Raw genomic sequence first — 12,977 nt, 5'->3', positions numbered from 1 at the left:
GACAACGAGGTTACCGTTGGGGGATGCCTGACGAAAGCCCTGTTCTGCCCATCGAGACACTCCGCCGCGCACCCAAGGTGCTGCTGCACGACCACCTCGACGGCGGCCTGCGCCCGGCCACCGTCGCCGAGCTCGCCGACGCGACCGGTTATGCCGGTCTGTCCACCACCGACCCGGCCGAGCTGGGCAGCTGGTTCCGCCGAGCGGCCGACTCCGGCTCACTCGTTTCCTACCTCGAGACGTTCGCGCACACCTGCGGGGTGATGCAAACGGAGGAAGCGCTGGTCAGGGTCGCCGCGGAAGCGGTCGAAGACCTGGCCGCCGACGGCGTCGTCTACGCCGAGGTGCGCTACGCACCGGAGTTGTTCGTCGAACGCGGTCTGTCACTCGATGCGGTGGTTGAGGCTGTCCAGGCGGGGTTCACGGAGGGCACCCGGCGCGTGGCCGCGAACGGCGGCAGCATCCGCATCGGGACGTTGCTCTGCGCGATGCGCCAGCACGCCCGGGCGCTCGAGATCGCGAACCTCGCCGTCCGCTACCGGGACGCCGGCGTCGCCGGGTTCGACATCGCCGGACCCGAGGACGGATTCCCGCCGACCCGCAATCTCGACGCGTTCGAATATCTGCGGCAGAACAATGCGCACTTCACCATTCACGCGGGAGAAGCCTTCGGTTTGCCGTCCATTTGGGAAGCGATTCAGCACTGCGGCGCCGAGCGGCTGGGACACGGCGTGCGCATCGCCGAGGACATCAAGACCGACGCGGACGGCACGGTCCACCTTGGACGGTTGGCCGCCTACGTCCGCGACCGCCGCATCCCCCTGGAGATCTGCCCGACGTCGAACGTCCAAACAGGCACGGTCGGCTCGATCGCCGAGCACCCGATCGGCCTGCTCGCCAAGCTGCGGTTCCGGGTGACCGTGAACACGGACAACCGGCTGATGAGCGGATGCACGATGACCAGCGAATTCGCCGCGCTGCACGAGACCTTCGGCTATGGTATCGACGACTTCCGCTGGTTCACGATCAACGCGATGAAATCCGCCTTCATCGATTTCGACGCCCGGATCTCGCTCATCGACGACGTCATCAAGCCGGGGTACGCCGCCCTGGCCTGACCCTCCCCGCTTCGGACCGCAACCTGGTTGCGGTCCTTAGCTGTGCCAACTATCGTTCACCATGTAGGAATAACTTCTCATATTTTGAGACGGTGGCGAAGATGGCGCAGGTCGCGGGCGGTGCGGGTGAGCAGGTGCAGGCGAGTTCGCGGCGGTGGCTCATCCTCGCGCTCGGCCTCGCGGCGCAGACGGCGAGCTGTTCCTTCCTCTACGGCATCCCGTTCCTGGTCCCGGCCATGCGGGCCGCCGAGGGGCTGACGCTGGCCGAGGCCGGCACGGTCGTCGCAGCGCCCAGCATCGGGCTGTTGTTCACCCTGATCGTGTGGGGCGCGGCTGCGGACCGTTACGGAGAGCGCGTCATCATGGCCCTCGGCCTGGGCGCCTCGGGGTTACTCCTGGTGTACGCCGGGATAGGAACTCACCCGGTCGGGCTCCTCTTTGGGGTGTTTTTGACGGCCGGCGCTTGCACGGCCTCGGTGAACGCGGCGAGCGGTCGCGTCGTGATGGGCTGGTTCGCGAAGTCCGAGCGGGGCGTGGCGATGGGCATCCGCCAGACGGCCCAGCCGCTCGGCGTCGGCGTCGCGGCGCTGGGGTTGCCGCCGTTGGCGGCGCACTACGGCTTCCGGGCGGCGGTGCTGCTGCCGGCGGGGCTGGCGATCGCCGTGGCGCTGCTGGTGGCGTGGCTGGTGACGGACCCACCGCGCCCGTCGCGGCCGGCTTCGGGGGACAAGCCACCGTCGCCGTACCGGCACGCGACGCTGTGGCGGGTGCACGGGGCGAGCGCGCTGCTGGTGGTGCCGCAGTTCGCGGTGTCGGCGTTCGCGCCGGTGTACCTGGTGGCGGTGCAGCACTGGAGCGCACTGGCGGCGGGCTGGTACCTGGCGGCGGTCCAGGTGCTGGGGGCCTTGGGCCGGCTGGGGTCGGGCTGGTGGTCCGACCGGGTCGGCAGCCGCCTGCGCCCGATGCGGCAGCTGGCTGTCTTGAGCTGCCTGGTGATGCTGTTGGTCGCTTTGGGCGACGCCTCTTGGCCGTGGCTGGTGCTGCTGGCGCTCGCGTTGGCGGGGATCATCACGGTCGCGGACAACGGCCTCGGCTTCACGGCCTCGGCCGAGCTGGCCGGCCTGGCGTGGTCGGGCCGCGCGATGGGCACGCAGAACACGGCCCAGAACGTCGCGGCCTCCCTGACACCGCCGCTGCTGGGGTTGGTGATCGGCGACAGCAGGTACGCACTGGCCTTCTGCGTGGCAGCGGTGTTCCCGGCCCTGGCGGTACTGGTGGTCCCGGTCCGCGCAGAACACCCCGAGCCGTGATGCCCGCTCAATCACGCGTGATGCCCCGCCAGTCACGCGTGATGCCCCGCCAATCACGCGTGATGCCTGCCGGATCACGCGTGATGCCGCACTAAGCCCGCGAGCCGACCGTCTGGGTGCGTGAGGCGACTGCCCGGTGCGCGAGCCGACCGCTCGGGTGCGCGAGCGGACGGTCCAGGTGAGCGAGCCGACCCTCCGGATGCGCGAGCCGACGGCCCAGGTTCGCGAGCCGGCGACCAGGCCGACGAGCTGAAACTTTCACCCGGCCCGCGGGGGCGCCCCCCGGGTCCAGCGTATCGGCCGCCCACGACGGAAACCGTTCATCGAACGAAGTGCGGCCCAAGCTGTCCACATCAGGCCCACCCTGTGGACGACACGGCGAAGGCCGCCTCCCCAAGCGCGGGAGGCGGCCTTCGGGACGTGAAACCCTCAAGCCACCGTCAGGCGGTTCTCGAACGTCTCCACGAGCTTCCGCCACGCGCTCTGCTCGGTGTCGAACGGCGCCGACGGCTCCAGGCGGTCCGGGTCCGGGCGCAGGACGAACGACACCAGCCAGCCCAGGCTCTCGTTCGAGGCCAGCGCCGTCTCCGCCGAGTCGTCGTCCGCCCACTCAGCCGCGTCCGTGATCAGCTCGACCGCCAGCTCCAGCTGGGTCGGGTCGAGCGCCTCCGGGCCCTCCGCGATGTCCGCGTCCAGGCCCGTCAGCACGTACGTGTTCTCCGGGTCGACCTCGATCTCGAGTTCGCCCGCCGTCGCCTTCGCCAGCACCTCGTCCCACGTGGACACCTCGGCGAGGTCGGTGTCGGCCAGGTCCTTGCCGTCGGCGAGGGCGCGGGCCAGCGCGCCCGGGGACGTGAACACGTCGATCTCGCCCTCGCTGCCCAGGAACACCGGGGCGTCGTCGAGGTAGCAGCGCAGCGTGTAGTACTCCGCGCCGGACGTGATGATCTTGATCGGGTCGATGCCGACCTCGGCCCAGAAGCCGACCGGGCCCTCGTCCTCGTCCTCGTCGTCCGAGTCGTCCTCCGAGGACAGCGCCTCGAGGTCCTCTTCGCCCTCGGCGCCGGCCTCGGCCTCCGCGGACTCCTCGTGGAACGCCGCCAGCTCCTCGGCCGTCTGCTCCAGCACCTTCTCGTCGACCTCCGGCTGGGTCACCAGGCCGTCGATCGCGTCGAGCACGGTGTCCCACTTCTGCGACACCGTCTCGGACAGGTCGTTCCACACCTGCACCCCGACGCTCCCGGTGAACGGCAGCGTGCCCTGGTCGAGCAGCGAGAAGCCCTCGGTCGAGTCCAGGATCTCGTGGACCTCCTCGAGGTCGCACACGTCGGCGAGCGACCGCACGATGCCGACGATCTCCGCCAGCTCCGCGATGTGCCAGACGTCCGGCTCCTCGGCCACGAGCTCCGGGACGCCGACGAGGTCGTACGTGTGGTCCTCGTCCGGGATCAGCTCGGGCACGTTCAGCGACGGCACCGCGTCCCAGGCCGGGTGGTCGAGCAGGTCGTGCCGCTCGGACGTGCGGACGAAAGCGGCCAGGTGAGCGGCGTCGGGGAAGGCGTACAGGTCGTCCTCGTCGCCGAGGAACGCTTCCCACTCCTCGCCGTCTTCCCGCCAGCGCGGGGCCCACAGGGTGACGACGTCGCCCTGCGGCAGCCCGAGTTCGATCGGGATGATGTCCTGTGCCATTCCTAAGCCCTCCGGATTACCGCCCGTGTGCGCGCGAGACCGGAAGTATGCTCCAGTCCATGCGCGGTACCGCGAAGCCTACGGGTTTCGCACTCGCGATGCGATCGCCCCTGCCGACTTTGCGCTGAGCGGATGAGACGATGGGGGCCTGATGACTCTCACCGACCTCCTGCCTGCGGACCCCGACCCCGACGCGCTCTTCGAAGCCTTCTCCACCTGGACGGCCGAACGGGGCCTCGAGCTGTACCCGGCGCAGGAGGAGGCGGTGATCGAGGTCGTCTCCGGGGCGAACGTCATCCTGTCGACGCCGACCGGGTCCGGGAAGAGCCTCGTGGCCGTCGGCGCGCACTTCACCGCGCTCGCCCAGGGCCGCCGCAGCTACTACACCGCGCCCATCAAGGCGCTCGTGTCGGAGAAGTTCTTCCAGCTCATCGACATCTTCGGCGCCGAGAACGTCGGGATGATGACCGGCGACTCCAGCGTCAACCCGGATGCCCCGATCATCTGCTGCACGGCTGAAATCCTGGCGAACATCGCGTTGCGGTTCGGTGCGGACGCCCCGGTCGGGCAGGTCGTGGCCGACGAGTTCCACTTCTACTCCGAGCCCGACCGCGGCTGGGCGTGGCAGGTGCCGCTGCTGGAGCTCCCGAACGCCCAGTTCGTCCTGATGTCGGCGACCCTGGGCGACGTGTCCTTCTTCGAGAAGGACCTCACCCGCCGCACCGGGCGGCCGACGGCGGTCGTCACGTCGGCGCAGCGCCCGGTGCCGCTGACCTTCCGGTACGCGCTGACGCCGCTGCACGAGACGATGTCCGAGCTGCTCAACGGCGGCCAGGCGCCCGTCTACGTCGTCCACTTCTCGCAGGCCGCGGCCATCGAGCGGGCGCAGACGCTGATGAGCATCAACGTCACGACGAAGGCCGAGAAGGAGGCCATCGCCGAGCTGATCGGCGACTTCCGGTTCGCCGCCGGCTTCGGCAAGACGCTCTCGCGGCTGGTCCGCCACGGCATCGGCGTCCACCACGCCGGCATGCTGCCGAAGTACCGCCGGCTGGTCGAGACCCTGGCCCAGTCCGGGCTGCTCAAGGTGATCTGCGGGACCGACACCCTCGGCGTCGGCATCAACGTGCCGATCCGGACGGTCGTGTTCTCCGCGCTGACGAAGTACGACGGCGTCCGGCAACGCCACCTCAAGGCACGCGAGTTCCACCAGATCGCCGGCCGGGCCGGGCGCGCGGGCTACGACACCGACGGCTACGTCGTCGTGCAGGCGCCCGACCACGTCGTCGAGAACGCCAAGGCCCTGGAGAAGGCGGGCGACGACCCGAAGAAGAAAAAGAAGATCGTCCGGAAGAAGGCGCCCGAGGGGTTCGTCAACTGGACCGAGAGCACGTTCGACCGGCTCATCGCGGCCGACCCCGAGCCGCTGACGTCCAGCTTCAAGGTGACGCACTCGATGCTGCTGAACGTGATCTCGCGGCCGGGCAACGCGTTCGACTCGATGCGCCACCTCTTGGAGGACAACCACGAGGACCGGCCGTCGCAGCGCAAGCTGATCCTGCGCGCCATCGCGATCTACCGCGCGCTGCTCGCCGCCGGCGTCGTCGAACGACTGTCCGAACCGGACGAACAGGGCCGGATCATCCGGCTCACCGTCGACCTGCAGTTCGACTTCGCGCTCAACCAGCCGCTTTCGCCGTTCGCGCTGGCCGCCATCGAGCTGTTCGACCTCGAGTCGCCGAGCTACGCGCTCGACGTCGTGTCCGTTGTGGAATCCACAGTGGACAACCCGCGGCCGGTGCTGTCGCAGCAGCAGTTCAAGGCCCGCGGCGAGGCCGTGAACGCGATGAAGGCCGAGGGCATCGAGTACGACGAGCGGATGGAGCTGCTCGAGAACGTCACGTACCCGAAGCCCCTCGAAGAGCTGCTGCAGGGCGCGTTCCACAGCTACCGGCAGGGCCACCCGTGGGTCGCCGACTACGAGCTGTCGCCGAAGTCCGTGGTGCGCGACATGTACGAGCGCGCGATGAACTTCGTCGAGTACATCGGCTTCTACCAGCTCGCCCGGTCCGAAGGGCTGGTGCTGCGCTACCTCACCGACGTCTACGACTCGTTGCGCCACACGGTGCCGGACGAGGCGAAGACCGAGGCGCTGCAGGACCTCATCGAGTGGCTCGGCGAGCTGGTCCGGCAGGTCGACTCGAGCCTGCTGGACGAGTGGGAGGCGCTGCGCCACCCCACCGAGGAGGGCCCGGTCTCGACGCGGCCGCCGTCCGAGCCGCCGGCTGTCACGCGCAACGAGCGCGCGTTCCGCGTGCTGGTGCGCAACGAGCTGTTCCGCCGGGTCGAGCTGTTCGCGCGGCGCGCGTGGAACGTGCTGGGCGAGCTCGACGCGGCGTCCGGCTGGGACGCCGAGGCGTGGGAAGACGCCATCGCGGACTACTTCGAGGAGTACGACGCGCTCGGCACCGGCCCGGACGCGCGCGGGCCGGCGCTGCTGCTGATCGAGCAGCAGCCGGAGGTGTGGAAGGTGCGGCAGATCTTCGACGACCCGGCCGGCGACCACGACTGGGGCATCAGCGCCGAGGTCGACCTGGCCGCGTCGGACGAGGCCGGGATGGCGGTCGTCCGGGTGACCGGTGTGGGCCCGCACTGATTGCCCTTCGGGGTTCCGGGTGGCGAAGCCCCGGATGGCGCTGATTGTTGCGATTTCCTGACTGGTCAGTCATCGTGAGCGCATGGTGGCGACAGTGCGGGAGCACCGGATCGGCAACGTGCGCTGGACGGTCGTCAGCGGTCCCCGGGAAGCCGCTTTCCGGGCGCTGGGCGCGCACGCCGCGGCGGACATCCGGACCGTGCTGGCGGGCCTGCCGTCATGGCCGGTCACCGCGCGGGCCCGGCGGTCACCGGTGCTGTTCCGGGCGATCGAATCGGCGTCCCAGGTGGAGCACCCGGACGCGTACGCCGAGCTGACGGCCCTGGCCGAGGGCGCCGGGGTGCCGTTCGACGACCTCCTGCTGGCCAACCTGCGCGGCGACCTCGGCGCGGGCGACGGAACGGGCTGCACGGACCTGGCGTGGGCGCCGTGGCTGCTAGGCCACAACGAGGACGGCGCCCCGGTGTTCGACGGCATCGGCCGGCTGCTGACGCTGCTGATCGACGGCGAGCCGGGGGTGTGCGTCTGGTGGTACCCGGGGTTCCTGCCGGCGAACACGTTCACGGTGACGACGAACGGCCTGGTGTGGGGCATCGACAGCGTCAACGTCGTGACGCCGTCGCCGTGCGCGGGCCGGCACTTCGTGGCGCGCACCGCGCAACGTGCTGCTTCCTTGACGGCGGCGGTTTCGGTGCTGCGGGCCCACGCTTCGGCGGGCGGCTTCGCGTACATGATGGGCCAGGTCGGCTCGCCGGGGGTGACGGTGGTCGAGAAGGCCGGCCACGAGACGGCGGTGACCACTGTGGCCAGTGGACTTTCCTGGCACACCAACCACTTCCGCCGGCTCTCGCCTTCGTTGGATTCGGCCTCGGAGGAGAGCTTGGCCCGCGCGGAGGTGTGCGCGCACCTGGCACCGGCAGCACCGGACGCGAAGTGGCTGGTGTCGACGTTGACGAACGACGTGCACCGCAACGCCGAGGGTGGCGACGAGCTGGTGACGCTGAGCACGCTGGTGACGGACCTGGCTTCGGGAGCAGTGACGCTGGTCCCGCGGGGAGGCGAGCCGCTGTACGCCTCGGCGGCCGACCTGGCGTCGGGGAACGTCGACGCGGTGCGCTGAACCGGCCGGTGCGTTCAGCGCACCGACACCCCGGCGTGCCTCTTGACGACGTGGGACTCGACCGCCTTGAGCAGGTCCTCCGGGGCGTCCACCACGGCGTCCGCTTCGGCCACGAGCCGTTCGTCTGCCTGCGCCGCGACCGCGTCCGAGGTGTAGACCAGGAGGGGGATGGTGTTGCCGGCCGCCCTCGTCTCATGGATGAAATCGGCCCCGGCCCGCGGGTCTCCGTCGCGGTGGAGGTCGGTGATCACGACGGCGAAGTCCAGCTGACTGAGGTAGATGTGTGCCATTTCGGTCGATGTCGCCACCGTCACGAGTTTCCCGAGGCGTTCCAACGCGAGGGTTTCGTAGATGTTGTTCTCCGGGATGTCGTCCACCCACAGCACTCGCGCGAGCGCACTGGTCGACCCGATTGAGGTCAAGTCGGGCCGGACGGCTCCCTGCCCTTTGACCTTCGTCGCTTCGAGGGCGGCCTCTTCGGCTTTGGCTGTGTTCGCAGGAGAAAGACTCAGGTCCATGGTGAAGATGTTCGACAAGGAGAGCTTCAACGTACTGGCTGTGGGACCTCCCTGCCCACGCCACAGGAGCGCGATCAGGCCGGAAGCCAGAATGAGGCCGAGCACCAGCACGACGAGGTTCGAGCTCACCACTACCTCCCGGAGAAGCGGTCGTCGGGGCCGGCTGCCAGAGCCGTGCCCAGTTCGACGGGGATCCGGCTGAGCGGGCCGAGGTCGCCGCCCGGTATCTCCGCCAACGCCTCGGTCAGCGCGCCTTCGCCGAAACTCCTGGTGGTCAGCGCGGCGATCCCGGCGATGTCGAGGTCGGCGATGTCCACCGGGGCGGCCCCGTTGCGCCACAGGTGGGTGTTCGTCTGGGCGAGGCGGATGGTCTCTTCGTAAGTGCGGCACATCGCGACGACGTGCCGGGCGATGCCCCGGACATCGCCGGGACGGCGGTGGAAGAGGTGCTCGGCCACCGCCCAGAACCGGTGTATCGGGGTGCCGAGGCTTCCCACGGGCAGCACGCCGGTGCGGTGCGGAGAGGACTCCAAGATCTCGCCGAGCGAGCTCGCGAGCGGATCGAATCGAACGTCTTCCGCTCGGTTGACAGGTAGCGCAGTCGAGAGGGTGTCGACGCTGTTCGCGATCCCGCTGGCGGCCAGGACCAGGTAGGCCTGCTGTTGCTGCTGCAGTCGAATGTCGGGCATGGGATCGGGGACATCGGCAATCGGCGAGTTCTCCTCGCGCGAGCCGGATGCGTCTCGCAGGGCTCGTGCGAGCATCACGGGGTCCACGTCGTACCGCGATCGATCGGCCACGATCCCCAGGTACAGCCCGAACGCCTGACCGAGCCGGAGGAAGAGGCCACCCGAACGCCGAAGGTGCCGGCGGGCCGCCACCGGATCCAGCAGCAAGGCCCACTGACCGGCTTCTCGCAGCGCGCTTGCAGCGTCGGCGCGCAAGGTGAAGGCCGTGGTTTCGTCCACGGGAGCTTCTGACTCCAGCTCTCGCAGCGCGGTTTCTGCGTAAGCTTCGTGGAAACGCAGGGTGGTCCGGACCTGCTCGAGATCGAGTCCGAGGGCCTCGAGGTGTTCGCTCGCCATTCAGATCAGCTCCCGGACGTTCGTCAGGATCTCCGGGGGAGTGAACCGCGGGTTGGACTGCGTCCAAGCCAGGTCGAACCACCTCCGCGTGCGCCCGTTGAGCTCCCATTTTTCGCACTTGCTGATCTGGTTGTCCGGCACGATGACCTTCGCCGCGACCTCGCCCTCGGTCTGGTACGCCGAATAGCGCCGGTAGACGTTGAGGTCCCGCACCTCTTCGGCGACCCCCTCGATGCCGACCGCCGTGCGGGGCGCGAGCAGGACCCAGCAGGTGTAGAGGTAGGCGTAGTCCTGCCTGCCGAACTGGGTGCCGAACCACAGCGCCGTTTTCCGGGCTCGGTGCACGAAATTCGTCGCCGATACGGCGTCCCGCTCCACAGTTCCGGCCGAGAGCGAGATGAACGGACTGTTTTCGCAGAACGGACTGCCAGTCGCGGGGTCGTGGGCCGTGAAGTGGTTGACGTGCCGGTTGATGTTCGCCGGGGTGAGCTTGTCTCTGACCTCCGGCGGGCTGATGCGGTGGACGTTTCGCCACCAGTTGCACAGCAGACCACCTCCGCTGTCGATCAGCTCCTTCGCTGCATCGTCATTCGGCAGGTGGATGCCTTTGACGCACCATTGAATGATCATTCTTCGAAGGGGCTCCTCGGAGATTCAGGTAGTCGTGCCCGGTTGTTGCCTCCTAGGTCGCGTTTGTGCGGGGGAATGTTTCGTGATCGCGCAGAGGAGTTGGCCCGACCGGTTTCACCCCAACGGCGCGAGGATCGCCTGGGCGTCTTCCCCGGCGAACCACAGCCCGATGGCGAACGCCGCCGTGGCTTCCAGCAGGGCCGCGCGGTCGAGACCGCCGGCAAGTACCGGCCGCGCGCCGATGTCGCGGACCAGTGTGCTCACCGCCTCGACCGCCGAAGGGTCGTCGCCGCACAGCGGGACCGATAGCGGGCGGCCGTCGAACGCCGGTGGGGTCATGCGCCAGATGTCCACGTGGGCCAGGTTGAACGCCTTGACCACCTGTGCCTCCGTGTCGATGCGGGACGCCACCGGGGTGCCCGTCAGTGCCGGGTCGTTGCTGCAGTCCACGAGCACCTTCCCGGCCAGCGGGCCCGCCTGCGCGAGTACCTCGCCGATGGCCGACGCCGGTACGGCCAGCAGCAGGACGTCGGCGAAGGCAGCCGTCTCGCGCCGGCTTCCGGTCGCCGCGCCGAGCCGGGATGCCAACGGGCGCGGGTCGGAACGGCCGCTCACCATCAGTTCGTGGCCGGCGCGCGCCCACTGCGTTCCGAGTGCGTCCGCCATGCCGCCCGTGCCGAAAATCCCGATCCGCATGCGTCCTCCTTGTGCTTGGCTGGTACCAGAACGACGGTAGGCACCCCGGAAGGAACCGATCGGTAACCATGGACTTCCTCGCCGACTGCCGGACGCGGCTCGCGTTCGACCTGGTCGCCAACACGTGGAACCCGGTTGTGGTCTGGGCGTTGCGTCACGGCCCGCAGCGGCACGTCGACCTGCGCCGCACGATCGGGGGAATCAGCGCCAAAGTACTTACGGAAACCGTGCGGCGCCTGGAGTGCGACGGTCTCGTCGAGCGACGCGAAGGCGCGTACGCGCTCACGCCGTTGGGTGAGACGCTGCTCGGGCCGATCGAGGGCTTCGGGCGCTGGGCTGCCGAGCACGGCGACGACGTCGTCGCCGCTCAAAGCCGAGCAGCACGATCAGCATGACCAGCTCCACCGCGGGCAGCGGGTACCCGACGGCGAGCCCGGCGGCGACGTCCACCGCCGGCGCGCCGACCCCCGCGGCGAACACCCACGTCGGCGCGGTCGGGGGCTTCGCGGCCGGCGACCACGGCGTCCGCTTTCCCGGCTTCGCAACCGATAGCCACGCTTGGAAGGCCAGCGCGCTCGCCATCAGCGCGGTGCCCGCGACCTGCGCCCACGTGGCGGTCGCGGTGTCCGCGGACGCCCGCAGCGCCGGGGACAGCAGGAAGATCCCGGCGTAGAGCTGGACGAACGTCAGGCCGAACTTGGTCAGCACCCACCAGTGCCGGAAGAAGCCCCACGCCGTGGCGCCGGCGAGGAGCAGGCCGGTGAAAGCCGAGGCGTTGGCCATCGGGGCGAGCAGGACGGAGTCGAGCCGGTCGGCCATCGAGGTCGCGGCTGGTGCCTGGGCCGGGCTCGTCAAGGCCAGTGACATCAGCACGACCAGGGCGAGGGCCTGGCTCATCCAGGCGATGGACGACACGACGTGCAGCCAGACGACCGCCTGTCGCCAGCGGGGGGAAGTTTTCACGTCTACCAGGCTCGCCGGGCGGCGGTGCGGGCACATCGGGCGCGACCCCGGTTTCGTCCCCGACCCGGACCGCGGCCGATTGCGCCCGGCGCGGTACGAATCCGGTGGCGGCGTACTCCCGGGGGAGTATCAGCGGGGTGGGTTCTTCGCCGCCAGCGCCAGCAACGGCACCGCGGCGGCGGCGTCGGTGATCAGGGTCGAGACCATGCCGGACCGCAACACCGCGTCCACCGCTGCGGCTTTGGGCCTGCTGTAGCCGAGGGCGATCACCTCCGGGACCGCCATCAGCTCCTCGTGGCTGATCGCCAGGACGTGGTGGGCCAAGCCGGTCGAAAGAGCGTTGCCCGAAGCGTCGAACAGGCGCGCCGCGACCTCCGCCGTCGCGCCGCGGGCCGCGATCGCCGCGCGCTCGGCCTCGTCCAGGGCGTCGTACACCGTCGACTCGCCCGGCTGCCACGCGCCGATGCTGACCACCGCCTTCGTCAGCAGGCGGAACTGGCCGAACGTCTCCGCGATCCCCGGCTGACGCCGCAGCGTCTCCGTCGTGCGGCGGTCCGGGAGCACCAGCGGGCCGAAGATCGGGTACGCGTCGCCGCCGGACACCGAGGTCACGCGGCTGACCGTCTCCACCGAGCGGCCGCGCATGTCCATCCCCGCCTGCACCCCGCATAGCTGGACGATCGGGCACCGCGGCAACGACCGGACCGCCTCCGTCATCGCGTTCACCGACCGCGCCCACGACAGCCCGATCACGTCCGACGGGACCGCGATCTCCTCCAGCAGCCGCGCCGCCAGGGAGCCGATCTTCGCCCGGACGACCTCCTTCGGCTCGCGCTCGGTTGAGCGTTCGAGCACCAGGGCCCGCTTCAGGCCGTACGCCGAGCGCACCTCGTCCGACAGCACCAGGTCGACCGGCGCCGGCAGCGAGAACTCCACCCTGACCAGGCCGGACTCCATGGCGGTGTCGAGCATCCGCGCCACCTTGAACCGGCTGACGCCGAACTCGTCGGCGATCTCCAGCTTGGAGCGTCCCTGCACGTAGAAGCGCCGGGCAACGGTAGCCAGCAGCATCGCTTCAGTCAGCGAAGCACTCTTACGGGAAGCGCTCATATGAGCATAATAGCGCGAAATCCAACCGAAAGGTTGACGTAATACCGACGTCAGACCTGTAATGCCTTCACATGTTCTCGAC

General features: G+C 69.5%; 12 protein-coding genes. 5 read left to right on the top strand and 7 right to left on the bottom strand.

The window, feature by feature from the left end; translation table 11 throughout:
• Window positions 1-23: 23 nt before the first annotated feature.
• Together AB0M93_RS33145 and AB0M93_RS33140 are read left to right on the top strand one after the other, a co-directional pair.
• A complete protein-coding gene (locus tag AB0M93_RS33145; RefSeq protein ID WP_364280837.1) occupies window positions 24-1,118 on the top strand; it encodes an adenosine deaminase in 1,095 nt (364 codons plus the stop codon).
• Between the two features lie 101 nt (window positions 1,119-1,219).
• Window positions 1,220-2,428, top strand: coding sequence for an MFS transporter (locus AB0M93_RS33140; protein ID WP_364281057.1), 1,209 nt, complete (start codon window positions 1,220-1,222; stop codon window positions 2,426-2,428).
• 429 nt (window positions 2,429-2,857) lie between these two features.
• Here AB0M93_RS33140 and AB0M93_RS33135 read toward each other — a convergent pair whose 3' ends face one another.
• Window positions 2,858-4,117: a primosomal protein gene (locus tag AB0M93_RS33135; RefSeq protein WP_364280835.1), complete on the bottom strand. Its 1,260-nt coding sequence runs from the start codon at window positions 4,115-4,117 to the stop codon at window positions 2,858-2,860.
• Window positions 4,118-4,268: 151 nt separating this feature from the next.
• Here AB0M93_RS33135 and AB0M93_RS33130 point away from each other — a divergent pair, with 151 nt between their 5' ends.
• Window positions 4,269-6,773, top strand: coding sequence for a DUF3516 domain-containing protein (locus AB0M93_RS33130; protein WP_364280833.1), 2,505 nt, complete (start codon window positions 4,269-4,271; stop codon window positions 6,771-6,773).
• Window positions 6,774-6,855: 82 nt separating this feature from the next.
• Window positions 6,856-7,893 (top strand): C45 family peptidase, encoded by a 1,038-nt coding sequence (locus tag AB0M93_RS33125; RefSeq protein WP_364280831.1) that lies wholly within the window; start codon window positions 6,856-6,858, stop codon window positions 7,891-7,893.
• A 14-nt stretch (window positions 7,894-7,907) separates the two neighbouring features.
• Here AB0M93_RS33125 and AB0M93_RS33120 read toward each other — a convergent pair whose 3' ends face one another.
• The 4 genes from AB0M93_RS33120 to AB0M93_RS33105 form a co-directional block, all read right to left on the bottom strand.
• On the bottom strand, window positions 7,908-8,540 hold the full coding sequence (locus tag AB0M93_RS33120) for a response regulator (RefSeq protein ID WP_364280829.1): 633 nt from the start codon (window positions 8,538-8,540) through the stop codon (window positions 7,908-7,910).
• Between the two features lie 2 nt (window positions 8,541-8,542).
• Complete coding sequence (locus AB0M93_RS33115) at window positions 8,543-9,496, bottom strand: hypothetical protein (RefSeq protein ID WP_364280826.1); 954 nt, start codon at window positions 9,494-9,496, stop codon at window positions 8,543-8,545.
• Entirely contained in the window at window positions 9,497-10,126 is a 630-nt protein-coding gene (locus AB0M93_RS33110; protein ID WP_364280823.1) for a hypothetical protein, read from the bottom strand. It abuts the gene before it with no gap.
• Between the two features lie 114 nt (window positions 10,127-10,240).
• Window positions 10,241-10,822 (bottom strand): NAD(P)-binding domain-containing protein, encoded by a 582-nt coding sequence (locus tag AB0M93_RS33105; RefSeq protein WP_364280821.1) that lies wholly within the window; start codon window positions 10,820-10,822, stop codon window positions 10,241-10,243.
• Window positions 10,823-10,890: 68 nt separating this feature from the next.
• Between AB0M93_RS33105 and AB0M93_RS33100 the strand changes: the two genes are divergently transcribed.
• A complete protein-coding gene (locus AB0M93_RS33100; RefSeq protein WP_364280818.1) occupies window positions 10,891-11,217 on the top strand; it encodes a helix-turn-helix domain-containing protein in 327 nt (108 codons plus the stop codon).
• Here AB0M93_RS33100 and AB0M93_RS33095 read toward each other — a convergent pair.
• A complete protein-coding gene (locus AB0M93_RS33095) occupies window positions 11,105-11,785 on the bottom strand; it encodes a hypothetical protein (RefSeq protein ID WP_364280816.1) in 681 nt (226 codons plus the stop codon). The two genes, AB0M93_RS33100 and AB0M93_RS33095, sit on opposite strands and share 113 nt — an antisense overlap.
• A 129-nt stretch (window positions 11,786-11,914) precedes the next feature.
• Window positions 11,915-12,895, bottom strand: coding sequence for a sugar-binding domain-containing protein (locus AB0M93_RS33090; protein WP_364280813.1), 981 nt, complete (start codon window positions 12,893-12,895; stop codon window positions 11,915-11,917).
• Window positions 12,896-12,977 lie beyond the last annotated feature (82 nt).

It is taken from the genome of Amycolatopsis sp. NPDC051102, assembly GCF_040682815.1.
Classification (GTDB): Bacteria; Actinomycetota; Actinomycetes; order Mycobacteriales; family Pseudonocardiaceae; genus Amycolatopsis.
This window is presented reverse-complemented; position numbering and strand designations above follow the sequence as displayed.